This is a genomic window from Achromobacter sp. LC458, from assembly GCF_001005835.2.
GTDB lineage: Bacteria > Pseudomonadota > Gammaproteobacteria > Burkholderiales > Burkholderiaceae_B > Achromobacter > Achromobacter spanius_B.
Genome location: NZ_LBHW02000008.1, coordinates 22,793 through 46,586 on the forward strand (window position 1 = coordinate 22,793; position 23,794 = coordinate 46,586).

25 protein-coding genes are annotated in these 23,794 nt (G+C 60.3%); 1 reads left to right on the forward strand and 24 read right to left on the reverse strand.

Annotated features, from left to right (window positions below; genetic code table 11):
- Position 1: 1 nt before the first annotated feature.
- Positions 2-487, reverse strand: a complete 486-nt coding sequence (locus YH64_RS08865; protein ID WP_046803567.1) for a glycoside hydrolase family 104 protein — start codon at positions 485-487, stop codon at positions 2-4.
- 132 nt (positions 488-619) lie between these two features.
- Between YH64_RS08865 and YH64_RS08870 the strand changes: the two genes are divergently transcribed.
- Positions 620-1,435, forward strand: a complete 816-nt coding sequence (locus YH64_RS08870; protein ID WP_082134380.1) for a bifunctional 2-polyprenyl-6-hydroxyphenol methylase/3-demethylubiquinol 3-O-methyltransferase UbiG — start codon at positions 620-622, stop codon at positions 1,433-1,435.
- Positions 1,436-1,746: 311 nt separating this feature from the next.
- Here the strand turns inward: YH64_RS08870 and YH64_RS08875 are convergent, their stop codons facing one another.
- The 23 genes from YH64_RS08875 to YH64_RS08985 form a co-directional block, all read right to left on the reverse strand.
- Complete coding sequence (locus YH64_RS08875; protein WP_046803569.1) at positions 1,747-4,581, reverse strand: hypothetical protein; 2,835 nt, start codon at positions 4,579-4,581, stop codon at positions 1,747-1,749.
- Between the two features lie 56 nt (positions 4,582-4,637).
- On the reverse strand, positions 4,638-7,298 hold the full coding sequence (locus tag YH64_RS08880) for a host specificity factor TipJ family phage tail protein (protein ID WP_052945944.1): 2,661 nt from the start codon (positions 7,296-7,298) through the stop codon (positions 4,638-4,640).
- A complete protein-coding gene (locus tag YH64_RS30755) occupies positions 7,288-7,686 on the reverse strand; it encodes an NlpC/P60 family protein (protein WP_082134381.1) in 399 nt (132 codons plus the stop codon). The genes YH64_RS08880 and YH64_RS30755 overlap by 11 nt, the downstream gene beginning before the upstream one ends.
- Positions 7,683-8,165, reverse strand: a complete 483-nt coding sequence (locus YH64_RS08890; RefSeq protein WP_046803571.1) for a DUF1833 family protein — start codon at positions 8,163-8,165, stop codon at positions 7,683-7,685. Before YH64_RS08890 ends, YH64_RS30755 begins: the two co-directional genes overlap by 4 nt.
- Positions 8,162-8,623 (reverse strand): hypothetical protein, encoded by a 462-nt coding sequence (locus tag YH64_RS08895; RefSeq protein WP_046803572.1) that lies wholly within the window; start codon positions 8,621-8,623, stop codon positions 8,162-8,164. Before YH64_RS08895 ends, YH64_RS08890 begins: the two co-directional genes overlap by 4 nt.
- Positions 8,624-8,625: 2 nt before the next feature.
- Positions 8,626-11,583 carry a tape measure protein gene (locus tag YH64_RS08900; protein WP_046803737.1) on the reverse strand — a complete coding sequence of 986 codons (2,958 nt, stop codon included), beginning with the start codon at positions 11,581-11,583 and terminating at the stop codon, positions 8,626-8,628.
- A gap of 11 nt (positions 11,584-11,594) precedes the next feature.
- Entirely contained in the window at positions 11,595-12,224 is a 630-nt protein-coding gene (locus YH64_RS08905; RefSeq protein ID WP_046803573.1) for a DUF6246 family protein, read from the reverse strand.
- Between the two features lie 3 nt (positions 12,225-12,227).
- Complete coding sequence (locus YH64_RS08910) at positions 12,228-13,226, reverse strand: phage tail tube protein (RefSeq protein WP_046803574.1); 999 nt, start codon at positions 13,224-13,226, stop codon at positions 12,228-12,230.
- 13 nt (positions 13,227-13,239) lie between these two features.
- Positions 13,240-13,608, reverse strand: a complete 369-nt coding sequence (locus tag YH64_RS08915; protein ID WP_046803575.1) for a hypothetical protein — start codon at positions 13,606-13,608, stop codon at positions 13,240-13,242.
- On the reverse strand, positions 13,601-14,038 hold the full coding sequence (locus YH64_RS08920) for a hypothetical protein (RefSeq protein WP_046803576.1): 438 nt from the start codon (positions 14,036-14,038) through the stop codon (positions 13,601-13,603). Before YH64_RS08920 ends, YH64_RS08915 begins: the two co-directional genes overlap by 8 nt.
- A 1-nt stretch (position 14,039) precedes the next feature.
- The gene (locus tag YH64_RS08925) at positions 14,040-14,378 is read right to left on the reverse strand and encodes a hypothetical protein (RefSeq protein ID WP_046803577.1); all 339 of its coding nucleotides are present in this window, start codon (positions 14,376-14,378) and stop codon (positions 14,040-14,042) included.
- Positions 14,375-14,764: a hypothetical protein gene (locus tag YH64_RS08930; RefSeq protein ID WP_046803578.1), complete on the reverse strand. Its 390-nt coding sequence runs from the start codon at positions 14,762-14,764 to the stop codon at positions 14,375-14,377. The genes YH64_RS08925 and YH64_RS08930 overlap by 4 nt, the downstream gene beginning before the upstream one ends.
- A 67-nt stretch (positions 14,765-14,831) precedes the next feature.
- Positions 14,832-15,143 carry a hypothetical protein gene (locus tag YH64_RS08935; protein ID WP_046803579.1) on the reverse strand — a complete coding sequence of 104 codons (312 nt, stop codon included), beginning with the start codon at positions 15,141-15,143 and terminating at the stop codon, positions 14,832-14,834.
- Between the two features lie 9 nt (positions 15,144-15,152).
- Entirely contained in the window at positions 15,153-16,208 is a 1,056-nt protein-coding gene (locus YH64_RS08940; RefSeq protein WP_046803580.1) for a major capsid protein, read from the reverse strand.
- Between the two features lie 11 nt (positions 16,209-16,219).
- On the reverse strand, positions 16,220-16,687 hold the full coding sequence (locus YH64_RS08945) for a hypothetical protein (RefSeq protein WP_046803581.1): 468 nt from the start codon (positions 16,685-16,687) through the stop codon (positions 16,220-16,222).
- Positions 16,688-16,699: 12 nt separating this feature from the next.
- Complete coding sequence (locus tag YH64_RS08950) at positions 16,700-17,938, reverse strand: hypothetical protein (protein ID WP_046803582.1); 1,239 nt, start codon at positions 17,936-17,938, stop codon at positions 16,700-16,702.
- A gap of 2 nt (positions 17,939-17,940) precedes the next feature.
- Positions 17,941-18,795: a phage minor head protein gene (locus YH64_RS08955; RefSeq protein WP_143215304.1), complete on the reverse strand. Its 855-nt coding sequence runs from the start codon at positions 18,793-18,795 to the stop codon at positions 17,941-17,943.
- A 43-nt stretch (positions 18,796-18,838) separates the two neighbouring features.
- Positions 18,839-20,206, reverse strand: a complete 1,368-nt coding sequence (locus YH64_RS08960) for an anti-CBASS protein Acb1 family protein (protein WP_046803584.1) — start codon at positions 20,204-20,206, stop codon at positions 18,839-18,841.
- Positions 20,207-20,208: 2 nt separating this feature from the next.
- On the reverse strand, positions 20,209-20,406 hold the full coding sequence (locus YH64_RS08965; RefSeq protein WP_046803585.1) for a hypothetical protein: 198 nt from the start codon (positions 20,404-20,406) through the stop codon (positions 20,209-20,211).
- Positions 20,407-21,870 (reverse strand): phage DNA Packaging protein, encoded by a 1,464-nt coding sequence (locus YH64_RS08970; RefSeq protein ID WP_046803586.1) that lies wholly within the window; start codon positions 21,868-21,870, stop codon positions 20,407-20,409. It lies immediately after the preceding gene.
- Positions 21,857-22,444 carry a terminase small subunit gene (locus YH64_RS08975; RefSeq protein WP_046803587.1) on the reverse strand — a complete coding sequence of 196 codons (588 nt, stop codon included), beginning with the start codon at positions 22,442-22,444 and terminating at the stop codon, positions 21,857-21,859. The genes YH64_RS08970 and YH64_RS08975 overlap by 14 nt, the downstream gene beginning before the upstream one ends.
- Before the next feature lie 697 nt (positions 22,445-23,141).
- Positions 23,142-23,534, reverse strand: a complete 393-nt coding sequence (locus YH64_RS08980; RefSeq protein ID WP_046803589.1) for a hypothetical protein — start codon at positions 23,532-23,534, stop codon at positions 23,142-23,144.
- Complete coding sequence (locus YH64_RS08985; protein ID WP_046803590.1) at positions 23,527-23,733, reverse strand: hypothetical protein; 207 nt, start codon at positions 23,731-23,733, stop codon at positions 23,527-23,529. The genes YH64_RS08980 and YH64_RS08985 overlap by 8 nt, the downstream gene beginning before the upstream one ends.
- Positions 23,734-23,794 lie beyond the last annotated feature (61 nt).

A 23,794-nucleotide genomic window follows, 5' to 3' on the forward strand; every position in this document is an offset into this window, starting at 1 on the left:
CTTACCCCGCGATGGTTCCGCCCGCGCGCACGTATGCGTCGCGTAGGCGCTCGATTTTCTGTTCGTGCTGTCCGTACCCGGCCCCGGGCAACGAGGCCCATATGTTGCGGACCTTGGCCACGGCCTCGTCGAACCGTCCGGCCTGAATATCTGCGATGGCTCGGCGCTCCTTGATCTGCTGGATGGCGTATCGATCCTGCGACAGCGGGCCGAAGTCAGGAAGCTTGAGCAGCGCCTTGTAGTGCGGCCAATACCGATACAGGATCTGGTAGCGCCCCGCTGCGGTGGACGATAGCGTAGGACTAAGCTTTACCAACACGTTGGGGTGATCGTCGTAGCCGGTGAACAGCTTTCCGCCCACCAGCACGTCGTAGCCGTCGTCCTTCGTCGGCTGCCTGCCATCGTCCGTTCCCTCCGACACGGCCAGCATGTCTAGAAAAGCCAGGACGTTCCGCCCGCCCGCTTCTTTTTCACTGATTCGTGCCATCTCTGCCTCCTTGCAGGCGTAAAAAAATCCGCCAGAGCGGAATCGAAAATTCAACATCAGCGCATCAGCGAAGGGAGGAATGGTTGCTGCAATACAATCGATCCTCCTTCACTCCACAAAGCCTGGATCAAGATGGATGCCACTTCCCAAGAAGACGCACGCAAAGCAAGGACGCAGCACTGGAGCGTATATCCCGTCGCTAAGGCTCGCCGAATAGACAACATCTACAAGACGATGCCAACAGGCGCGCATGTTCGCGATGTCATGATCGATGCGATTCGGACTCTGGTACCTTCGGGCCGCGTTCTAGATGTAGGTTGTGGAACTGGCTATCTGACGATATCCCTGCACGACGCCGGCTACCAAACGACTGGCCTGGACGTGTCCAATGGAATGCTCGAAGTATTTAAGGAAAATGCCGCTGGTAGGAATATCGGGTTGATATTTGGCGACATTTTTGAAATGCAGCCTCCAGCCAAAAAATTCGACGCAGTCACGTGCCGTAACGTTTTTTCCCACTACCCTGACTTCGGCACATTCCTAAAGCGCATCTCCGACTATGTCGTCGACGGCGGCCACATCATTTTCGATTCGTTCAGCAGCGAAGCCGTTGATACTGCGGCCGCCCTCCTGAACCAACCTGCTGACGAAGTTAGGACCAAGGTGTTTGGAACTTTGGCGAACTTCTCCAGGATTGAGCTTGAAGAATTTTGCGCGAAGAACGGAATGCAAGTCATCGATCGCTACGCCTCTGCTTTCTTTCATCGCAATCCCCTTTTTGCGACCTTTATTGAACCGATTGCCGATTACGATTCCCAGCTCGTCGAAAACATCAACAATCCCGAAGTCAAGAAATTTATGTCGTGGTTTCAGGCATCGATTGCTTCAAAGCTGCCCTCCACACTGAGTGGGTCGGTTATCAACATCATCCGGAAGTCTCCGACGTAAGAACCGCCATCTCCGTGCGCAGGCCTGCGGCTTCGGCATCTAATTCAGCAAGTAGGGAGCGGTCTTCTTGCTGAGCCGCTCCGGCAACAATTGCGCGCAGCGGACGGACGCTCAACTGATCAATTTCGGCCAGTCTCGCCTCGATAGCTGTGATTCGCACAGTATTCGTGCCACCTGGTTCGTTGATCGGCGTGTTCCCCTGATCTGCCCACGCAAGGAACTCCGCATAGTCTCCATTGCATGGATCGGCGGGGATAACAGCGTTGTCACTGAGCCGGCAGACTGCACCTGTGCTAAGAGTCATATACATTTCAAAGCCTCGCTGTTGCTAGGGCATGCGCCCGACAGATTGCGCCGCTGGTCACAGCAGCATTGTTGATGATCGTTGCGCCACTTTGGCCGACGGCATCAGCAATAGCAGCCACGTCACCGCCACCCGTCACATTGCGCAAATTTCCGCTAGCACCTGTGGTGGAAAAAACCGTCACGGTCGGAGTGGCGCGCATGGGAATTGGGAATCTCCAAACCATGTTCACCGCTGCCGAACTTTCAGCACCGCGAGACCGCTCTTGCAGGGCTCCAGCGTCTGTGACAGCGCCGGGGATATCAGCTGGACCATAGGTCTTATTGCAGTGTCGAGCACACAAAATGGAATCCTCGGCAATCGATCGCGGCAGGGGCTGACTATCCGCCTGCCCCAAAACACCATAGAAGCCCTCAATGTCGACCCAATGGTCGGCCCCTGCGACGGCGGCTCCGCCAGTCATGAGAACCGAGAACCTCACTTGCTTAGCGTCTAGCGGTATGTCGTATCGGAACAAAGCGTGGCGAGTGTAGGGATCAACCGGAACAGCCAAATCCGATACCGTTACGTTGCCAGTGGTGAAGGTTCCATTAAGTGCAGTTACGGCCTGCTCACTAGCGGTGGTTGAGTAACTGAACCTCAAAAATATGTTGGAATCCATGGTGGGGCTTCGGCGAATATCAAAGCCAATGGCAATCGCCTTGCCCGCGATCTCAGATGTCTCGCCCAACTCAAAGGTGTAGCCGAAGTTCACCGCGCCGGCGGCATTCGTATCGCCGGGGATACGTTGTAGCCGGGTTGCAAACTGACGTTTAACGCCAGCCACCCTGGATACCGATACTCCCGTCGATGGGGAACTCGTGCGGCCAAGGCTCCAGCGCTCCGGACCAAATACCCGACCAGCCGCAGACTGTCGGCTCGCTCCTTCGTTCCAAACCTGAAAGTCCCCATTGACGACGATGTTTCGCTTCGGGATAAGCCGGACAATTTCCTTTGCGTCGGCAGTCACCGTGGGGCTGTTCGAGATCAGAACCATCTGAAGGCTGTCCTGATCCGCGCCCGCCTGGCCGGTTTCACCAGTCTGAAATAGACCGAACCAGCGGCCGCGCTCATCGCGATGCATGAACAGCGGTCCAGTGGGCCAGTACGTCATAGTCCCCAGATCCCGCCAGGGCGTGTTCCAGATTCCCACGGGATCATCGAACGCCGCGCGTGCGTTGACCTTCATGTAAAGCAGTTGGCTTCCACGGTCCATCAAAATCTCGCGCGCCTGGCGTGATGGAGCAAAGAGATAAAAAGACCCGCGGTCATAGATCAACGCCGGCGGGTTGCGGCCCGCTGCACTTGCACTCGCTACCCATGGTTCCCAATCGACCATATTGGTCGACTTGCTTACAAGGTACGCTGGCGCAGTCGCCACGCGGTTGTCACGGATCAGCATCAGCCATTTGTTCTCGTTCCCAACGCGGCAGACGGAAGTTTCCGTCAGACGCTCCGGCCCTGTGTGGCTGAAGATCGCCCCGAAAGTCCACGTAAGGCCATTGTCCAGCGTGAAGAAGTACCCGGTAGCTGTGTCGCTGCCCGTCTGGCCATAGACATAGGTGATCCATCCGTCGGTGTCGTGCCCGCCCACAGAAGCGGGGTAGCGATGAATGACGCCGCCGTCAGCCGAAGGCGAGCATGGAGAGCCTCCTAGCGCCCCGCTAGGAAGGGTCAGAACAACAGAACTCCAGTTGGTCCCGAAGTCATCCGAATATAGAAACACGGGCGCGTATTGGGCAGTCGGCGCACTAGCGCTGTACCGCCCCGCGAATACACCGATGCGCGTTCCACCCATAAAGGCGAAGTTCATGTTCCGCGCATCCAGTCCTGCCGGATCTTTAAAGATCACCTTTTCATCGAAAAGAGTGGACCCGGCATCGTAAGTGCGGGCCATCTTGATAGACGAAGTCGTTTCAAACGTGTGATATCTGCCTTCACGCCAAATCAGCAGGCCCTGGCTTCGGTATGCAATGGGTACCGTCGACGGCAACGGCAGGAAGGCCGCGTTCAAGCCACGAACGGCGTCATAGCCGGCACTGATCGCTTTGAAGTGCGGTGCAGGGTTAGCCCACGGGTGCGCTTGGGGCAGATTGTGTTGGGGCATGTATTGGCCGGCGACGACAAAGGCACCATTGAAATAGTCGTTGCCGTTAGGCAGCGCTGACACGGCAAACGTTCGCCCAAGGAGATTGATGGGCTGGCCGCTGGTGGCCGATTCCAGCGCAGCGAAAAACATTGTGTCGTCAGAAGTTCCGTCCCCGGCGGCTCCAATGTCGTCTGCACTGGCGGGAACTTCAAACAGCTTCTCTTCGACCGTCCGCGCTACGGCTCCTGCTACGTCACTTTTAAATGCGACGATGGCAGCTCCAGCCACTCCTGGGGCAGCCGTACCCAGCTCCTGGCGCAAAGCGGCGTCCCCTATGGAAACGAAATTGGCACCTTCATCAACCCAATTCCCCGTGGTCGTGTACGGCAAATCTAGCCCGGCTCCAGCGCGATACAACTCGCCGTCCTTGCGAAAAATCTGGTTCCGAGAAGTGATCTGTAGGCCTGCTGCATAGTCACCAAGGTCTTGATACCCCGAAGACAACAGGAACTGCTGAAACGCCTCGTCGGATGATTCCATAAAGGAGTCGAACTGGCGCTCCATGCCCGACCAGGTCTTCCGAACGCGCCCTAGCCGATCGGTCCAACTGTCAGAAGTCGGGTCGTTAAGCGCCGCATCGAAATTCTCTGCGTTGTCGTACAGATCCTTGACCGCAGGGCTACCAAGGGCGTTTCCAGTGTTGTAGGTCGTCATTCTTTGGCCCAATAAAAAAGGCCCCTCGAAAGGGGCCTAGGTTGATGCTAGTTCTGTCACGCGGGGGGAAAACCGTTGTCGAATGCGTAGACCCGAGAGTCGTAGTTCACCGCCGTCACTGCCACCTCAAAATCGCCGCGTGGCGAGACGCCAGAGATAAGAGCGGGAAAGCAGAATGACGAGAGCGGCCCAAAGTACAAGTGCGGGGGCTCGTGGCTAAGCGAAATCGACGGCCAGGGCTGTGGAATCGTGGCGCGTATGTGGTATTCGTCGGCGCCCTCCGAGGCTGGGAACGGTCCGGCGAATGACCCATCAAGCCGGCGATACGCGACCACATTCGGACCTTCCGAGGCATTCCAGGTGACAGGCTCACTGCTTTCCAGTATTGCACCACCGGCGCCATCAGACACGATACCAACAAGAAGCCCGGTGCGGCCATATCCAAACAGGCCCACATATCCCATGTATTCGCTATTGAGAGCGTCCAGTTCCGTCGTAAAACTGTAGTCCCTCTTTCGGTAATAGAGGGCCGCCCGCCGACGCATACCTATACGCCACGCCCTCGTGCGATCCGTTACCCCGTCCAGAGTCATCTTCTGAACCTTGGCGCCTAAGTCGCCAGGCAAACGGCACTGCACAGTCTCCCGCACCCAGGTCTCCGCATTCACATACTCGACATCGACTCCGTCGTAATCCGTGATCTCTGAATGCGTGGAGCGATTGCGGCGCAGCGGCCCTTTCATGTTGAAGGGGCCGTATGATTGTTCGAATTCATTAATGGGCTTCACGTCCTCTCGAACGGGCCGCACTAGGCCATCTCCGCATGTGAACTCTGCCATGCCAGCGCCGAAGGTTGTATCAAGCGCCTCCTTGACTGTGGTTGCATCAAACACGAAATCTAATGTGTCGCCGCGCGCCTTCCAGATCGCGTCAAGGCGCACCCACTCTTCGATGTCGATCGCGTCATCAGCAACTCCGGAAGATCTCAGGATGTGGCGCGCGAACGCGGTTATGTCGCGCGTGGCGACTGGCTCCGTCCACGTGCCCTCTGGCGTCAGCGTTGGCAAGACGCGGACAGGAATCACGTTGATTTGGTTCTCACTCTGAGCCGCCAGCTTGCCACCGCTGCGCAGCATCACGCTTATGGTCGTCCAGTCTGGATAGACCCAATAATCCGGCATGCGTGCTTTCAAGCCATACCATTGGCACTTATCCTGAGCCTGTGTGCTGGTGGACTGCGCGCCCACGCGGCGCATGCGAACCGCCGGCACCATGGGAGCAATGGCGAATTGCTCGGTGAATCCGATTTGATCCACGGTGGCGTCGGAGAAGGTTCGCGCCACAGTCACGCGGGGACCGCCGGCCACGTTGCGGTATTGGTATTCGACGCTGACCGAGCGCGACTCTACATCACCGCCATCAGACAAAAAGCACAGCCCATTGGGGAAAAAGACGTCAAGCTCCAACGTGCTGGTGACGGCCCCGCCAGGGGTAGCGATAAACTCATTTGTCCACTCTCCATACACGGCCCCCCCAGCAAACCGCAGTCGCACGGACGCCGAGCCCGTCTCGAACACACCGGGAGAAACGTCGATGCTGGACGGATCAAAACCAGTGATGGTGCGTTCGATGTCAGCGCCAAAGGTATAAGAGACCCCCGTGGCCGGCGTGACGTGGATGGGCGTAAAAAGCTCGGCGTCTTCTTCAAATTCAAGAGTAAAGATGCCTGCGCCAGGCGAAGATACAACCGTCTTTACTCGCCACTTCGCATTTGAACCGAACGCGCCGACTTGAAATACCGCGCCGACAGCGACACTGGGCATGTGGCCAAAGTAGCCGGTGAAGCGACTAATCACATAGCCCGGCGCCGATTCGGTGGGATCTACAAAGTGGTCTGCTATGTTGTACGGTCGCGCGTATTCAATGGCGACGATTGTGCCTACACCCCACCCGCTCGGATACTCGCCCTCGCTGCGAGCAATCGTGAAGCCAGACAAGGCGTACGTGGTCGAATCCGTGTTATCACGATTCGCCAAATCAGTTGTCAACTCCAGGCCCGCCGATCCCGATGAAGTGCCGCCCACCTCGGTCACCGTGTGCCAGATCTGCGCCGCGACTTGTCCGGACAGATTCGTACCTGGTGGATACACACCGTAGATCGCGTCATCGCCCAGCGCGCTAAATGGCGTAGCCCCGACCCTCACGTCTGCATCCGCGATCTGGTAATTCCCGGGTCCGACGTTGGCAAGGAAGACCAGCCATTGCTCTCGTTTGTTCACGAAATACCGGCGCGGCGGCGTCAGATAGTCTACGAAGCGGCGATACCGACCAGCTGGCTCGGCAACGACACTGCCAAGTTTGGCGGTATTGGCTTTCCCGTCTGCCGCCTCCAGGTTTCGCGATTCCGGCGTTTCGCGATTTGTCACGGGGCGTTTGCCGCGGAACACGTTCAGCAGCTTTGACAAGATCGGATCGATGATCTTGAACAGGCCGCCCATCGGGATCGTGTTTACGCGAACCATTGCGCCCGGCGCCAGCGTTTCGCCCCACCGGTCTTGCGGCCACTTGGCGCCATCAAGGTAAGCCACGAACCGCTGAACTTCCATGTCGCGCCAGACCGGAATCGTGGCGTCTAAGTACTGCTCGAACGTGCCGGCCCAATCGATCGACTCCAGCCGCGTTTCCAACTCGGGGGCAGAGTAGATGTCAATCCGCATAGTAAACAACCCTTGAATATCGCTGTTCGAAGTGACGAACGCGCGTAAGGCACGGCCCGGTCGGCTCGTCGGTTTCCAAGATCCTGAGAACGCCATCTTGATCTCGGATAACGAGCCCTACATGAACGCATACGCGGCCATGCCACGCGGTGGCCACATGGCCCGGCTGTGGTCGCTCTGCTGGCACCAAAGAATGGGCTTGCGCCACTCGTGCGACCTCTCGCGTAATGACGGGCATCAGGCCGGGCTTGGCGTCGGCACAACTGGGCAGCATGACACCGCCAAACAACTCCACGCGAGCCACGCGAGTTAGCCCCCAGCAGTCGTATTCAGTGGGACCTCGTCCGCCGGCGACGTACCGCGTGGCGAGGTAACGTTGCAGGCTCATAGATATTTGATACCTGGCGCATTGGCCGCCGTGTACAGTTGCCTGGACCACCGCAAATTCAAGAGGTCGAAGAATGCAGCGCTCAAAGTTGCCTCGTCGCCCTCAATCGTGCCGCCCAGCAATTCCATGACGTACGGCTTTCGGGCGGGTTGGCTCTTATCGCTTTCCAGGTACTCGCGGTAGATAACTTGCACAGGCTGCCCTGACTCTTCCGCAAGATCGAAGTAGCGATCAACGATGGCTGATACGCCGGCGACACCAAAATTCAGCGTCTGACGCCCTGTGTTGTTCTTCGCGGGGAGCGCAACGGAAAGCGAGCCCGCCTCGAATAGGACGAATAAGCCCGACACACCTAAGAGCTGGTTTTCAAATCCATCGCAGATTCGAATCGGAGTCTGTCCGGCCACGTTTATTTCCAGCGTGGAGATAATCAACTCACCAGCGGGCGCGCTTGCGTAGACTTCGGCAAGGGTGCTCATGCTTTCGGCCACTCCCGGTTCATCGCCAGGTCAAAGATTTCAGGATTGGCCACGAAGCTAGGCAGAATTAGCCACTCGTCAGGAAGCAGTGGGCGTTCCCACACTTCCAAGGTTGCAGAGAACTGCCAGCCATCTGCCCCCCAAGCTATCGGACCGTTGTAGACGCCAGCAATGCGACACACCCGCACCGCATAACCGATCGGATGCCGTAGGTAAATGTTGAACCACTCGGTGCCGTCTTTTAGCGTCTCCTTGTACCAGAGCTCAAACAGCCGGGCTTGTGCGCTCGTCATAACCCATGTGGCCGAGCGCATCACCGGTACAGAGCTAAATTTCCGACGCTGGCGCGCCCGGCCGGAATCCATTGTCGTGCGCTGATTTGGCGACGTAACTGCATACTGATTCGGAGCCCACAGGGGCGCGGGAAGCTCTGCCGGATAGTCGATCAGGGTTTCCATGCTTACCGACCTTGGCGCTTAAGGCCGTATGTGGATTCCAGAGTTTGAGACATCTCACCCCCGCCTTGTATATCGGCAACGAACAGATCCGCCGTCAGATTGCCATCGCCATCCCGGCTTTGGGAAACTTGGCCGGCGCGGTCCCGATTCTCAATCAGATTTATCGTCACGCTAGGCATCGAGCCGTTGCCCCCTGTGGCGTCTTTATTGCTGACGACCTCGCCACGTCGGTTTGGCAGCATGAATTGCTGGCCATTGGCCGCGTTGAACACTTCTGGTGCGCCGTTCTCGTTGATGCGGTACATTTTCGCGGCGTCCACTCCACCGCCGTACTGGCGACCCCCACCGACCAGGGCCAAGCCTTCAGCCAGGCCCACCGTGGCGCCGATACCCGCCATGGCAGGCGCTGAGTTAGCTCCAAACGACGCGAGCGAAGCGAAAGCGGCGGGGATAGCCCAAGCCGTAGCGAGAGTGGCCGCCGCCGCTGTGCCGGCGGCTGTTGCCGCTGCGGTGGCGGTCTGGCCCATGATCAGGTTCTTGACGTACTGCAAACCCATCTGAACGAGCGCGTTAACGCCTTGCTTCAGAATGGCGCCCGCCAGCGCCTTGACAGCGTCCTCGCCGGTCGTAGCGCCAGTTGCGATTCCAACAAGTGTGTCGGTCGCGGTGGCGCCCAACTGGTCTAGGCTTGACATCAGAAGCTCGTTCCATCCGGACTGCCGACGAAAATTCTCTTCTTGCAGCACGCGCGCCCGTTCGTCATAGGCAGTTTCAGCTTGCGCCTTCAACTCTAGATATCGCTGATCTTCCAGCAGCTTGGCTTCGTTGAGCTTGCGGAGATTCTCAATCTGGGCCTGAAACTCTATCTGAGCCCCAGCAATTGGATCGACCTGACCCAGCAGCTTTTTGTTCTGCTCGGCTTCACTCACCTTGCCTATCGCGCGCGCGAGAGCTTCAACCTGCGCCACTTGCTCGGGAGTGGCGAAGGGGTTCAGCGAGGCCTTCGCCTTCACCACTTCCAGCTCGGTGCCGGCCAATCCTGCTTCATAGAGCGCAGTGGCCAGCCCGTCGATAACCTTCTGGTTCTCTTTCGCGGCCTCGGTGGACTTTTTCGAACCGGATTCACCAGCCTTCTGGGCTTGCTCTAGCTTGTAGATCTCCGAGGCTAGACGTTCCGCCTCCTCACGGTCTTCTTTCGTGGCGTTGGCGCCAAGCTTCTGGATGGCCGCCAAGCGTGCCCGAGCGTCTCCAGTAAGCTTTGCAAGGGCCAATTCATCGCGCATTCCTTGTAGGCGCTTCGCGACCTCCGGGTCTGCGTCCGCCGGCTTGCTGGGCCCTCCGCTCGTCCGCTCGCGCGGCTTCTGGTTGGCCAGCTTTTCCTGGAGCTCGTACAGCTTTTGAAGGCGACCATTCACTTCATCAAGATTCGCCTTCTCTTCGACAAGCGACTTGTTGGCATTCGACAGGCCATCGGCGCCCAAGTTTGCGCCTCGCTGCTGGGCCTTTTGCAGCTCGATGATGTCCTTAGTAATCGTGGACACGCTGCGAGCCGCATCGCGCGCCTCTTTCTCGATCTGTTGAATCGCGTCGCCCACCTGGACACGCCGCAGTTCTAGTTGCGCCTGAGTCAGGTTGTCTACGGCAGTCGCCAGCTCGTCGACGTTGGGCGCTGCCTTCCGAGAATTGTCGCCAAACAAATACACGCCGGCAGCAGCAGTGGCCAGCAATCCGATAATCCCGGCTGGGCCGCCCAGCATCGCTACCAACCCGGTCCCCGCAGCTGTCGTCGTGCGTTGCGCAGCCGCCAGGGCGGTCTGAGCCGCGCGATGGGCGTTTGCAGCAGCGGTGGAAGCGGCGAGCGAACCGCCCAGACGAACTTGCGCTGCGGCCTGGCCTGCGGCAGCGGCCGCCGCCTTCTCGTTGGCTATGGCTTGCTCAAGGGCGGCCGCCGCTTGCGCCTTAGCCCCCAGCGCCGCGCGGGCGTTGGCGAGCGTTGAGGCGGTGATGCCTGCGAGATATTTCGCCATCGCGCCGGCGCCAATCGCCAGCAACGCGGTCACGAGAGTTTGCAGGTTCTCGGCGAGCGTCAGCACCGCCTTGGACAGCACACCTGTCGCGCCCGTGGACCTATTGGCCTCGCCCACCATCGCGGAAAGATTGTTCCGAAGCGCCGTGAAAGCGTCTTTGATGGTCGTGGCCATCCCATCAGCGGCTTTCTTGTTATCGTCCAGCGACGTGCGCAAACCTTCGGACAACTGGCGCGCGGTCAGTTGGCCATTCACGCCCAACCTGCGCACCTCTTCCGCCGTCTTCCCAGTAGCCGTGGCTACGTCCGCCACAACAGTCGGGATCGCTGCCAGGATGGTTTCCCAAGCGTCCGCTTCGACTCGGCCCTTGTTGAGCACCTTACTAAAGGCATCCGTGGCGCTCTTCGCGCGGTCCACGCTAGTCGCATTCTTGACGAACGAGTACGAAAGCGAGTCCGTGACGTCCAGCGCCGATTCCGTGTCGTAACCCATCGACTTAAGGGCGGCAGACGTGCGGATATAGACTTCCTGGGCCTCCGACAAAGACCGATAGGTCTTATTCGCCGTCTCAAGCAGACGAGCCTGCACGGTGTTGTACTCGGCGGCGTTCGCGGTGGCCATCTGCACCCGCTCGGCCATCTCGTTGTATGCCTCGGCCATCTGGATCAGGCCGGAAACGCCTTGAAGCGAGATGATCCCCGCCAGTACACCTGAAAATCCTTTTAGCGCAGACGACGAAACAGCCGCCTCGCGCCCCAACCCTTTGACGGCCGCAGCCGTCTGGGTCATTTGAAATTGGGCTTGGTTGGCCGCCTTATCCGTTTGGCCAAAGCGCTTGTTCATCTTGTCCAACGTCGAATCGACGCTGGTGGAGCTGTTGACGAGCTTCGACGTGTCGGCCTCGACCTCGTAGTAGATCGACCCGACATTCATTCCGCCTGCCATCACTGAACCCCTTTAGCTGCCTTTCGCTTTGCTTCGATCTTGTCGAACCACGCCATGGTGGCGTCATGCTGTTCTTTGGTTGGTGCCTTGGCGCCAGGCGCGTTACTTTCGGCCGGTGGGAACTTGGCGCGCAGTGCGCCGACCATCCCGGTCATCGTCAGATCCCAAGCGTCTCGCTCCGAAACGCCTAGATGAGCCATGGCCATAGCCACATGGTCCCGGGCCACGAACTCCTTCACATACACCGGCTCATCATCACCCGGCCGCCTCGGCAACGGGGGCAATGCTCCCGTGACGCCATGCTTCAGCAGGCAGCGAGCAAGCGGAACCACATGCTCCACCGGCGCAGCCCCTGGCACGTATTCCAGCGAACCGGAGATGGTCTCGTACGTGCCAAACAATGACGAGGGGTCGACGTCTTCGCTGGCGCATGCGTAGATGACGCCCAAGGCGGCCTGGAACAACCGGCGCGCCTGGGCCTCATCCTCTGCCCCACCCATGACCGTGGCAAACGTTTCGACTATCTCGACGGGGTCTCCCAGTCTAGACATTGCATACAGCGAGGGACGTAGGCGCACAACCTGGTCCCCCTCGTACACACCGACTTCGCCAATTTCGGTCAGGATCATGATTTATGCCGGCGTGACGGTCACCGGCACTGTCACGCTCACAGCCGGACGAGCCGCGCTGGTGATCTTGACGCTGGTGCTGCCCTCGGCGACACCGGTAATCAGGCCCACGTTGCTAACGGTGGCCACAGCGGGCGACGCGCTTTCGTACACCAGGCCCGGAGCGGCGCCAGTCGGCGAGACAGAAGCCGTCAAGGCCTGCGTCGCGCCCTCTTCCACCGATACCGCGGTGGGCGAGACGGAAATGCCTTGGACCAACGGGACCACCGTCAGAGCTACCGTGTCGGTAACCCCGGGGGCTACAGTGGACGCCGCCGTGATCGTCACTGAGCCGGCGGCGATGGCCGTAATCTGCCCGGTAACTTGGTTCACCGTCGCCATGGCCGGATTGGACGACGTCCAGCGCAGCGATTGCGAGGCGCCAACGGGCATCACGACCGCTTCAGCGTCGAACGATTGCCCAACCGTCAGGTTCAGCGTCGACGGGATAACCTCAACGCTAGTCGGATCGGCAGCGTCTGGGTTGGGCGTGTCTTCGACGATCAAACCGAAGTCACTGCCGGTGGCGCTCGCTTCCAGGCTGAACGTCACTACGTCGTCGAACGGAGCGCTACGGCTCATGTTCGACACCAGCATGAATGCCGTGAACGTCAGATCCGGAAACGTCATGCGCATCCAGGCCACAGGCTGGCCGCCGGTGGCGTCGGGGCGCGCAACGTGCTTGGTGATCTCGATCAGGTTTTCAGAGCCGGCACCGGAGGCCTTGGCCGTGCCGTCGCCCGAGATGCTGAGCGTCTGGAACGTGGCGATGTTCTCGCGCAATGCACCCACCGAGTCGTCAGCGGTCGCGTCGGCCGTTTCCCATTCGAGGGTGAATTCCTTCGTTCGGAGTGCGGCGAAGCGCTTCCAATCCGTTTCAGCGGGGATTTGATCGCCGCAGCCGATGTGGTATTCCAGGACCACGTCACGGCCAACATACTTCTGGTTCTTGCAAGTAGCCATTAGTGGCCTCCAGTTATAAAAGCACTTCAAAATCAAGCGAGTACCAGGGGCGGTTCTCGCTCGTGTAGGCGGGGCCAACGGCTTCGCCGACCGCGCGCACGGACGCCGCGCCGCATGGCGACGAATCGCCTAGAGCGGCCTGGGCCAGTGATTCCATGGTTTGTTCGACAGCGACCACGTGCTTGCGGCCATCTCTCGGGCCTAGCAGGATCACTTTGAATCGAATAACGCGGTCCTCGACGTCCGGCGCCGGTCCGCCCATCTGCTGCACAGATGCGATGAACGCCCCGTTGACGGACGGGCTGTCAATCCACATGCCGCGGCTGTACAGATATCCGTCGCCAACGACCGCTTTGAGCCAATCAGTGAAGGCGTCAAACACCGTAAATCCTTTTGAGAATGGCCGGCACCGCGCCCTTGATCTGATCAAAGCCCTTCGTAAGGAATTCGGGCTCTGCGTTGGGGTCCCAATAGTTGCCGTTGCCTGTGCCGCCTCCGAAACCCACGCCTGCGCGCGTCCTGCCAAAGTCGGCCCGGGGCTTCCCCTTGAGCTTTCCGGAGGCTTCGTGAACCGCCGCCGCATAGGAAGCCGTGTATCCGACCGAGCCGGACACCTTGCCTTCCTTCACGTCTATCTGCGGTGCGTACTGGCTATTGACCAGGTTGCTTGAGTCGATCGGTGTCATCTGGGCGGCCATCGCCGAGCCCTGCGATAACGTCTCGTAGACGGCACGCTCGGTCTTGCCTTCCCCGATTTCCTTGACCGCGATCCGAAAGCCGCGCTTGACGCGCTCGATGCCCTTGACCGGCATGTCAGGTCACCAGCTTGAGATCCGGCTCTTCGCCGAAGAACGACATATCCCAGTTCGTCACCGAGCGGATTTCTTCCCAGCCGTTCGAGCCGTCAAAGCGGATCTGATCCAGATACTTGGGGCGCTTGTCCTCAGTGAAAATGATGTGCTGGGACAGAAACTCCGCCCCGCGCGCCCCACTCTGCCCGCCCGACTCGCGCTCCATCTTGCTTTCTGCCGTCCAGGTGCAGGCGATATCGAACTCAGGGCCGAAAACCGTTTCGCCGGTCATCATGTCGATCGACACGAACGGCCGGACAGTCGCGATGTTCGTATAGCTCCAGTTGGCGGTAGCGCTCATTCGTGACACCCGCCCTTGGCGATCCACATGCCCGCAAACGCCTTCTTGGTCGGATCAGGCGGGATCAGCTCGGAAGCGCACCCGTACTTGTCCAAGCCGCGTAGCAGCGACAGCGCGCCGCTCCATCGGTCGGCAAAGCCCTGATACCGGAACGAGCGCGACGCGCCGCTGGGCGCCGTCTGGCTGCTGATGTAGCGATCCCCCTGCCCTAGGCCCATCAGGCTCAGCAGGTACAACTGGATCAGCAGCGCCGTTTCCGGCGTGTAATGCTCATCCAGACATTCCTGGATGCTGTTTGCCTGGGCGACTAGCGCAGCCAGGACGAAATCCGGCAGGACGATCCCCTGGCCTTCCAGATACTGCTTGGCTTGGTCGATCGTCACCATATCCAGACCTCAAAATAGAAATGGCCCCACCATCAGGCAGGGCCAAAAGAAAACCGCCCGAAGGCGGTTAGTTTGCGGCGGGCTTCAGCGGGTCGCCGTCGGGCAGCAGGGCAACAAGTTCTTCAGCGCTCTTCCGGCCGTCGTACTTGATACCCAGCTCTTTCAGGCGGCTCTTGACGTCGCCCTTTTCCTGATCGGCACCACCCGAACCTGCACCGGGCGTTGCCGGCACCAGGGACACGGCGTCATCGGCCTTGCGAACGCGCGTGCGATACAGCGGATGGGCGGCCTGCTCGGGCGTGAGCTCGATCACCGCGCCGGGCAGCATCACTTCGGCACCAATGATCTTGCGCAGGAGGATGTACTTGGATTTCGCCATGATTCCCCCTTATGCCGCGCTGGCGTACAGCACGCCGCTGCGGCCCTGCGAGTCAGCCTTGACCTGCAAACCGGAGGCGCCCCAGACCAGCACGTGCCAATCGTCCATCGGCGTGACACGCGGGATCGGGGTGGTGGTGACGGGCATGCCGACGACCGGGCGGATGTATTCGCTGGACAAGATGATGGCCAGGAACTCATTGCCGGTCACCGTGTCCGTGCGCTTGAAGCCAGCCACACCGGGAATGCGTTGCAGGCCCTGGAGAATGGTTTCGACGTTGCTGGTGCCCGGGTTGGCGATACGCAGAAGATTGAACCAGATCTCGTCCGAGATGTAGAACGTGACATTGCCAACCGCGTTGTTGCCCTGGCCCTGGAGCGCTTGCAGCGCGGCGACGAAAGCGCCCCATGCCTGCGCAAAGGTCAACGTCGGGCTGGTCAGATCCACGTTCAGGCCGGCGGCGCCCAAGTCCAACGCGATGGTGTTCGGGTTGTTCTTGATGCCGTAGGCTTGGTAGTTCTTGTACGTCAGATCGGGCGTGCCATCGACGAAGTTGTCGACGGTGCGCTTGCGAACAAAGCGCGTAGCCGCGGCTTGGTCATCCAGCAGAGCGTCGTAGCCTTCCGAGCGCATGCCTTCCAGCTCGCGCCAGATGCGGCCGACTTGCGTGGAGTGAACCAGAACGATCGCGCCGTCATAGTCGAAGCTGACGTGGTTCACGGGCTTGCGGTGCTGGCCGTCGATGCTGGACCGGACTTCAAGCTCATCCGCGCCGTAGCGGCGGTACTCGCTGACGATCTTGCCGATGTGGACGTTGCGCGCCAGGGGCATCAGGTCGTTCAGCAGGACGCCGCCTTCATCGGACAGCATCAGCGTCTTGGTCTGCGTATCGAAGTCACGCCACACCTCGCCGGGGATGCGCGCCTCGTTCACTTCCAGGCCTGCGGCCTTCATCAGGCCGGTTTCATGGTCCCAGTTCGCGGTACGCGCGTTCACGATGAACTGGTGCTGCTTCTTCAGGCCGGAATTCGCTTCCAGGCCCTTTTTGTCTACGTAAAAAGCCATTTTCGGCCTCCTTAGCGGATCTTGATCGGGACCAACTGGTCCAGCGTCGACGTGGTCGGGGTCGTGCCGGGGAAGGCATTGGCCGGATCGTCGATGTACGCATGGATCGGGTCGTCAGTGACGGCCAGAGCGAAGCGGCCATCGGCGTTGATCGTCAGGGGCACGTCGTCTGCAATCGCGACGCCGGCCACCAAGCGGCCAGCCATCAGGTCTGCCGAACGCGGCGTGTAGAGGCGCATGGACGAACCGCCGCCAACCTGGTTGTCGTCGACGGAGCCGTGCAACTGCTCGCCGATCAGGTACCAGAACTCGCGCACGCCCGTAATGCCCTTCTGGACGGTCATCTCGCCGGCGGCGGAGGTGATCGTGACCGCCGTGCCGGGCAGAAAGGCGCCCGTGGTCGGCGCGTTCACTTCGCGCGTTTCGGGCGTGGTGCGATGAACGCCGCCACGGTAAATCTTGTTCCATTTCACAGCCATGATCTGGGCTCCTTATTCCGGGACGTCGTCAAAGCGCGGCTTGCCGGAATCGGCAACCTGGCCGTTGGTGATCGGCGCCGCAGTACCCAGCGCCTTGAACATCGCGTCCAAGGGCTCGCCATGCAGCGCATTGGCAACGATGTCGCCATGCGCTGCGGCCACGGCCTTCTTCTTTTCAGCTTCCTCGGCCTTGGCGTTGGCAGTCAGTGCGTCAGACAGGGACTTTTGATTGGTCTCCAGGCCCTCAACCTTGGCGGTCAGCGGCTTGAGTTGTTCCGCCACGTTGGCGGCGACGGCTTTGCTGATATCGGTGGTCAGCTCGGCCTTTTCTTCAGCGGTCAGAGGCATATTGCCCTCCAGGGTGTTATCAGGCCGAGCCTGATGGTTGAAAATTCGTTTGACGCTGTTCACCACGGTGGCGACCCAGGATTCCTGGCGGACAACTGGCGAGCCGACGTCGTCGAAGACTATCTTTCCGCCTTCGATGGCATAGCCGTAGACTTCGGCCACGCCACCGTTACGCACGAGGACAACTTGGGTATCCGTGAAGTCGGCAACCCAGACGTAATCCTCGGCACCCGGCGCGAAGCGCGTCTTGGCGGCGGCCTGGATGCGGTTCTCGCGCTCGCGGAAAGATTCCCCCACCAGCGCGCCGGCGTTCACATGGAGCGGCTTGGCTTGGTCAGCGTTCACCATCAGGCCCACACCCTGCTCGGGGGTGGCGGCGCCCGGCTCGTCAAGCAGGATGGCGTCGTGATCGATGCCATGAATCTTGGCGGTCCATTCATAGCCATCGGCGTTGACGGCCGGCTCACGCTCCAGGAAGACGGCGACGCTGGTATGCACGGGCTCGCCCTCCCCCTTCTCAAGCTGCTCGACGCGCTCAATCACGCGCCGGCCGCCGTCCGTGTTCTGTGCGACCTCGACGTCGATCCACTTTTCGGTGTAGACGCGGTTGCCGACCAGCTTTGTATTGCGGTTCCAGGCGCCGATATGCCCCAGGTTGATTCCTTCCGGGGAGAAGGCGGACACAAAAGCGCCGTTTACGGTCGGGTGACCAAGCGGGGCCAACGTGCCTTCAAGCTTCTTGTAGTTGGCGACGATTTGGTCTTTCGGGTACAAGCCACCGTTCATCACCACGTCAAACGGCATGGTGTAGCTGGGGATTACGATGTGCTCACGGCCGTTGTGCTGCTCGCGGCGGATGGACTTGCTGTTGACCTGCGTGCGGATGTTGACCTGCATCGGCATGGCTATTCCTTGTCATCGGCCCAGGGGCCGTTGCCTTTGTCTTTCATCACCTGGTAGTTCTTGCGCGCCCGATCGACAATCGCAGGCACAAGAGGCTCGCCCTTCTCGTCCACCAGGACTGATACTTGGCTGCACTTGCAATTGATGGCGTTGGCGTCGCGCGCGTACCAATCGCGGGTTTCTTCGCTGGTGAATAGCTTCGCGTGCCGGCGGGCATGCGTGAGGCGCGTGGTCGGGCTAAGCGCGGAAATGTGCATCAGCTTCGCCTGGGTACCGTAGTCTTCCTGGGCTTGGTCTTGCTCATCCCAGCGGGCACGCCGTAGGGCCATGGGCACCTCAGTACGTGCTATGCGGTGACCGCGGCGGGCCTCGATACCCGTCTGCTCTGTCAGGTTCCTGGCGATATCTCGGGGGTTCAGCCCCCGCCCCATCCCATCGGAGAGAATGCGAGACATGTCCGCCTTGACCTGGCCGGACAGTCCTTTCATCTCTTCAAACTCACGGGCCCGCAGAAGCGATAGACGTGCTTGGTAGGGTTCAGACCTGAGGATGGCTTGCAAGGAATCGCGCCCCGCCTTGTAGGCCGGCGACTGCTGCCCAAGGTTCGCGAATTCCTGTGCTGTGCCGCGCTGGTACGCCACGCCCACGTATGACTCAAACAGCCAGAGATTCCGCTCGCCGCCCTCCAGCAAGATCGATTCGACCAGGCGGTCGGTATCGCTAAAGACCGAAGATAGCAACGCCTGATCGAGCCTAAACGTGTACCGCTTATTGACTGCCGGCTCGGCTGGGATTCGCCCCAGCGCCTCCACGTAGCCGTTCCGAATCCGCCGCATGCGCCGGTCAAAGTCCTTCATGGCGCCCCGCTCCAGCCGATCAACCCCCGTCGGGTCTGCCTGATTACTCGGCAGGATCGGTGATCGGGCCATCGTCGTCCTCGTCTTCCTCATCTGGCAACGGCTCGTCTTCCAGCGCGTCGTAGCCCGCTGCCTCACGGATCTCGGTTGCGGTGAACACCTCGGCACCAGAAGCCTGCGCGGTCTGGTTGATCTCGCTCATCGTCTTGGCATTGCCTAGCCTGTCGGCCTGGGTCGCTTCAGTCAGGTCGTCCCACATCACCGTGTACTCGGGTATAGGCTTGACCACGCCGATGCGCGTCAGATGTTCCACTAGGTCGTGAATCTCCATGCCCAGGTCGGCACGGCGAGACTGGCACCGAGCATTGAAGTACTTCTGATCTTCCGAGCTGGCGCGTTCGCCAGTCTGCATCCCCACCAGGATCTTGGTAGGGATGTCCAGCGCGGCGCCGGCCGTCTGCAGGTTGACGTTGTAGGCCGGGCCCGGGTCCGCCACAGCGGTAACCAGCGGGTTGACCGTGGCGCCCTGCGTCACCAGCAGAGCGTCGTTGCCTCGATTGACTTCACGGGCTGCTTCATTGAAGCGGGCCTGCAACTGGTCCAGCGAAACTCCATAGGCCTGGGCAATGCTGCCCAGGTCCACTTCCTTGTCATAGTTCACCGACAGTTGCCGGGAAGCGTTCTTCAGGAAAGATTCGCCCGATCCGCCTTCAACCTTCTCCAGACTGACGAAGGCGTTATAGGCCGGCTCAAGGAAGCCAATGGCGTCGCAGGACGAATCGCCCAGGATAAAGACGCGGTCAGGGTGGATATCCAGCTGGCGCCCGGCATTGCCATTCACCCCGTGTTCCGTGTACTGCCACTTGGTGACCCGACCGAAACCCTCGTCCTGGGCGTTCGTGTTGAAACCCGCCGGTTTGAGGCTTCCAGCCCAGGTCGGGATCATCTTGACTAGCAAAGAGCCCTTGCGCTTGATAGGCTCATCCCAACGGCCGCTGTCGCGAACTTGCAGCAGCAGACCCGAATATCGACCTACCAGACGGCGCTTGTCGGCCTCGGCCACCGCGCGCCAGAACTTCGGCGTGAACACCTGCTTGTTGCCGCGTTCCCAGGCGGTCTCATCCGTCGCATTGTCCTGGTCGTCGCCCTCGATCACCCAAGGGTTCGTTTTCCAGCACGCGGACGTAATCTTGCCGATGGCGCCGTGAGCGATACCGCCGCGGCGATACAGCGCGTAGAAGTCGGAAAACCCGATCTCGTCGGGGAAGCCGTACTCACACCATGCCTGGGGTCGCTTGTTGTCGATCCCATGGCCACCCAGAAGGCCCATACGGGCGCGGGCGATCTGCGCCTGGCTCAGTGCGGCATTCACCGCCAACTGGAGCTGTTCGCTGTTGTTCGTATCTGACATGCTCATTCCGATTTGAGAATCAGGCCGGGCCTGTCGTCGTGGCGCACTAGTTCAACGCTCGATTGATCCGGATCGCGCCAGACGGCTGTACCCTCGGCCCCGGCATGCTCGACAGCCACGGTGCGCGAGCACGAGACGCACTTCGCCCGCACGACCATGGACTTGCCACTATCGCGCTGCGTGACCTTGAAGATTGCCATTTACCGTCCTGGGAGAAGCATGCCGATTGGCTTGGCGCCACCGAGCTCTGTGAGTGCGTACACCATTGCGTCCAGCCGGTCTGGCGATTTCTTCGCCGTGGCCGGGACGTATTCCATTAGTTGGTTCTCAAGCATGTAGAGGCTGCCTTGATGGGCGACCCTTCCCTGCTCGTACAGCGCTGATATAGGCTCGGCCCGGGCGTACTTGCCTTTGCTGGCATGCACGCGAACAATGCGACCCTTGAAACCTGCATTGCGCAAGGTTTCTTCAGCCATGTCGCCGCCCTGGTTCGTCTCTATGACGATGGCGTCGGCGCGGTGCTGGTCGTAGGCCCCCATGGCTTTCGTCGCCCACCCGTTCGGGGAGAACTTGCCGCTGTAGTCGCCGTCTACTGAGTACTGCTTGGCATCGCCTGCACCGTAAGAGCTGGCAACCACAATGCCCGTTTCGTCGCTCTCGTCGCTGTTCGTGGCCTGCGGGTCGATCGCAACCACAGTCCGATTCCGATCATGCCGAATCTGGAGCGCGTGCGCCGCGGCGATCAACGCCTCAGTCCACAAAGCGCCCTCGGCGTTGAATCGGCGCGGCCGCTGCATGTACTGCGCTTCGGCCGTCCGTCGGTGGGCAAAGAGCGCCGTCCGGTGGGTTTCGTTGTGCTTGTAGGGCCACAGCCATCCGTCAGGCAGGCCGTGCGAGATCGGTATACCGTGCGTGTTCTCGCTCGGGTACGGATCGCTGTTGTCGATGATCACCGGGAGATTCAGGTGATGCCACTTTTCTCCAGACCCGCCCCGCAACAAGTATCCACTTAGATCCTGAAAGTGGATGCGCTGCATGATGACGATCATTGGCGTCGTCTCGATCGCCAAGCGGGACTTGATCGTCTCGTTGAAGCGGTCGTTGATGCCGCCCCGCACCGTGTCGCTATATGCGTCGTCGGGCTTGACCGGGTCGTCAATGATCAGCGCGCCTTGCCAGCCCGGCTCCATGTGACCAGCCCGAAAGCCCGTCACTTGGCCGGCAGCCGAGGAGGCGTACACCCCGCCGCCATGCTCCGTCCACCACATGGCCTTACTGTCAGCGTCGTCCTTCAGCGCCATCGGCCACATTGCCTGATAGGCCTGTGACTTGATGACCCCGCGCGCCGTGCTGGAGTTCAGCAGCGCCAAGTTGTGCGAGTACGACAGATGCATGAACCGGGCGCGGTTGTTCAGCGCCAGGCCGCGCCCAATCAGGTTGATCGTCGCAAGCTCGGTCTTGGTGTACCCAGGTGGGATGTTGATGATCAGCCGCGTAATCTCACCGCTTACCACCCGATCCAGAGTGTCCTGGATAACTGTGTGGTGCGGGGCGACGATCATCTTGTTGCCCATGCGCTGCTTGAAGAAGTACCGGGCAAAGTACAGCCCGTCTTCCTCGCACTCTAGGCGCCGGGCATAGTCGCGCTGGTCAGCAGTCGTCATTCGCCAGCATCTCGCGGCGGGCCTGGCGGTATTCGTCTTTGGTCAGCGTGGCGAGTTCCACCGGGCCGCCGTTCTTGCCCGTGTGTTCTACCCGCTCCTTGAACATCCCAAGATGGCGGCCGATGTCCACCAGCGCGCCCTTCTTGTCGTGCAGCTTGACCTTCAGGCCTTCCCGGCCCTCGGAGATCTCGGAGATCGCCGCAGCGGTGTCATCGTCAATATCGTCCACACTCACCAGAGCCAGACCGTGATAGGCCTCGGTCACTTCGCCCTCGTCATCGCCAGCGTCCGTTGCGCGCAGTTCCGTCTTACCCCAACGGACGATCTTACGGATGTCGCTGAAGCCGATCTTGGCCAATTCGCGCAGAACCATGTCTTGAGTGATTTCGGTGCGCTCGGAGCGTTTGGCTTGGGCCGCCTCGATGGCCTTTCCGACCATAACATTTGATAACAGTCGGCTCCCCTGCTCCTGAGCGGTTTTCTTGCTATAGCCAGCCCTGACTGCCGCTTGCGTGGCATTCAAGTCAACAAGAAACTCATCCACGAAGCGGCGCTGTTTTGGATTCAGCGCCATGTTTATTCCTTTGCGTTAATTGCGCGCCCCTACCGCCATGACCAAGCCCCGGGAGATGTGGGGAACGGTATGGTGCGCTGCTGGTGTTGTTGTCGGACACTTGCCAGCTTGTCCGGGCAGCGGTGCGCGGTTTGGCCTATGACCTGGCGGTCGGAACGGCCGATGCGCACCATCCTGCGCTAGCTTCGAAAGCTACCTTCCCAATACCATCCATGGCCGGGGACATATTCCAGCGCATGCATATCGATTCGCTCACGCGCCTCTGTCCATGTGGCTCCAGGAGCAGGCGAGCAACTGTGGCCCTCTACTACTTGTGACAAGACAACGCGACCATCATCAAGGGTGCACCGGTAGAACATTGCAGCCCCAATAGAAAAGCCCCGGCGCTATGCCAGGGATTCGTTTGTTTAGGGCGCAAGGGCCCGGACGTATTGTGATGGTTTCTGAAACGCTTTTCCACTACTCGATGTTATGCTTTTCCACCAGTACTCAGCATGGGCGCCACTCACGACATCGTCCCTTGAGCTTGCGATATGGCCGGTTTCCTCCAGCGCGAGCAAGACCCGCCATACCCCTGTGCGCACTACGGCACGTTGGCGAGCATCTGCCCGAGGCGCAACGTGGTTAATGATCTGACGCATCTTGAAGCGACGCTCGGGATAGGCCGCCATCAAGTCCATCACCTCATGCGCGTACTTCATAAAAACACCCTCCATACCTGCTGCTTGAAACTGCCCAGCGCCACCTTGTAGTACGGCAGCGCGATTCCGATCACCCGGCACGCCTTGTCCTGGCGACGGTGCGCAGGCAGGTCGCCATACTCATTGCGGCGCGTGTACTCAGCCTGGATCACGCGCTGTTCCGCCAGAGGCAGCGCCTCATACAGGCGGTTCACCTTGCGCGCGCGGTCATGGTTCACGGGGATGCGCGGGGGCTCGTCGTCGCCCTCGTGGCCGGGCTCTGCGGGGAACGCGCATACGGCCGGCTCGTCATGCACCGGTCGACCAGGGCCGGGCCACTCCCCTTCCCATTGCGCGCGCGCCCAGTTGTGGATCTCGTCCTCTACCCACCGCGGCAGACTGTTATCCATTGGCCACCTCGTACCGGCCGCACTTCTTCCCGTACGGCTTTCCCTTCAGGCAGCGCGTGATCGTGTCGCCGATAAAGGGCGTTTCGATGGTCTTGGCATGCGCGCAGCCCTCGCACGATCGTTTCAGAGCGGCCTGCTGACGGCTCATCACCACCAGCATCGGATCGCGCAACTCCCACCGTTGGAGATCGACCGTCATACCAGCCACCCCCGACGCCGGGCCCATGCCAAGTACGCGGACTCGAATGTCGCGCGCGGGC

Excerpts from the sequence above, each read along its gene's own strand:
- YH64_RS08865 (WP_046803567.1), bottom strand. The coding sequence starts at position 487 with ATGGCACGAATCAGTGAAAAAGAAGCGGGCGGGCGGAACGTCCTGGCT.
- YH64_RS08870 (WP_082134380.1), top strand. The coding sequence starts at position 620 with ATGGATGCCACTTCCCAAGAAGACGCACGCAAAGCAAGGACGCAGCAC.
- YH64_RS08875 (WP_046803569.1), bottom strand. The coding sequence starts at position 4,581 with ATGACGACCTACAACACTGGAAACGCCCTTGGTAGCCCTGCGGTCAAG.
- YH64_RS08880 (WP_052945944.1), bottom strand. The coding sequence starts at position 7,298 with ATGCGGATTGACATCTACTCTGCCCCCGAGTTGGAAACGCGGCTGGAG.
- YH64_RS30755 (WP_082134381.1), bottom strand. The coding sequence starts at position 7,686 with ATGAGCCTGCAACGTTACCTCGCCACGCGGTACGTCGCCGGCGGACGA.
- YH64_RS08890 (WP_046803571.1), bottom strand. The coding sequence starts at position 8,165 with ATGAGCACCCTTGCCGAAGTCTACGCAAGCGCGCCCGCTGGTGAGTTG.
- YH64_RS08895 (WP_046803572.1), bottom strand. The coding sequence starts at position 8,623 with ATGGAAACCCTGATCGACTATCCGGCAGAGCTTCCCGCGCCCCTGTGG.
- YH64_RS08900 (WP_046803737.1), bottom strand. The coding sequence starts at position 11,583 with ATGAATGTCGGGTCGATCTACTACGAGGTCGAGGCCGACACGTCGAAG.
- YH64_RS08905 (WP_046803573.1), bottom strand. The coding sequence starts at position 12,224 with ATGATCCTGACCGAAATTGGCGAAGTCGGTGTGTACGAGGGGGACCAG.
- YH64_RS08910 (WP_046803574.1), bottom strand. The coding sequence starts at position 13,226 with ATGGCTACTTGCAAGAACCAGAAGTATGTTGGCCGTGACGTGGTCCTG.
- YH64_RS08920 (WP_046803576.1), bottom strand. The coding sequence starts at position 14,038 with ATGCCGGTCAAGGGCATCGAGCGCGTCAAGCGCGGCTTTCGGATCGCG.
- YH64_RS08925 (WP_046803577.1), bottom strand. The coding sequence starts at position 14,378 with ATGAGCGCTACCGCCAACTGGAGCTATACGAACATCGCGACTGTCCGG.
- YH64_RS08930 (WP_046803578.1), bottom strand. The coding sequence starts at position 14,764 with ATGGTGACGATCGACCAAGCCAAGCAGTATCTGGAAGGCCAGGGGATC.
- YH64_RS08935 (WP_046803579.1), bottom strand. The coding sequence starts at position 15,143 with ATGGCGAAATCCAAGTACATCCTCCTGCGCAAGATCATTGGTGCCGAA.
- YH64_RS08940 (WP_046803580.1), bottom strand. The coding sequence starts at position 16,208 with ATGGCTTTTTACGTAGACAAAAAGGGCCTGGAAGCGAATTCCGGCCTG.
- YH64_RS08945 (WP_046803581.1), bottom strand. The coding sequence starts at position 16,687 with ATGGCTGTGAAATGGAACAAGATTTACCGTGGCGGCGTTCATCGCACC.
- YH64_RS08950 (WP_046803582.1), bottom strand. The coding sequence starts at position 17,938 with ATGCCGATGCAGGTCAACATCCGCACGCAGGTCAACAGCAAGTCCATC.
- YH64_RS08955 (WP_143215304.1), bottom strand. The coding sequence starts at position 18,795 with ATGAAGGACTTTGACCGGCGCATGCGGCGGATTCGGAACGGCTACGTG.
- YH64_RS08960 (WP_046803584.1), bottom strand. The coding sequence starts at position 20,206 with ATGTCAGATACGAACAACAGCGAACAGCTCCAGTTGGCGGTGAATGCC.
- YH64_RS08965 (WP_046803585.1), bottom strand. The coding sequence starts at position 20,406 with ATGGCAATCTTCAAGGTCACGCAGCGCGATAGTGGCAAGTCCATGGTC.
- YH64_RS08970 (WP_046803586.1), bottom strand. The coding sequence starts at position 21,870 with ATGACGACTGCTGACCAGCGCGACTATGCCCGGCGCCTAGAGTGCGAG.
- YH64_RS08975 (WP_046803587.1), bottom strand. The coding sequence starts at position 22,444 with ATGGCGCTGAATCCAAAACAGCGCCGCTTCGTGGATGAGTTTCTTGTT.
- YH64_RS08980 (WP_046803589.1), bottom strand. The coding sequence starts at position 23,534 with ATGGATAACAGTCTGCCGCGGTGGGTAGAGGACGAGATCCACAACTGG.
- YH64_RS08985 (WP_046803590.1), bottom strand. The coding sequence starts at position 23,733 with ATGACGGTCGATCTCCAACGGTGGGAGTTGCGCGATCCGATGCTGGTG.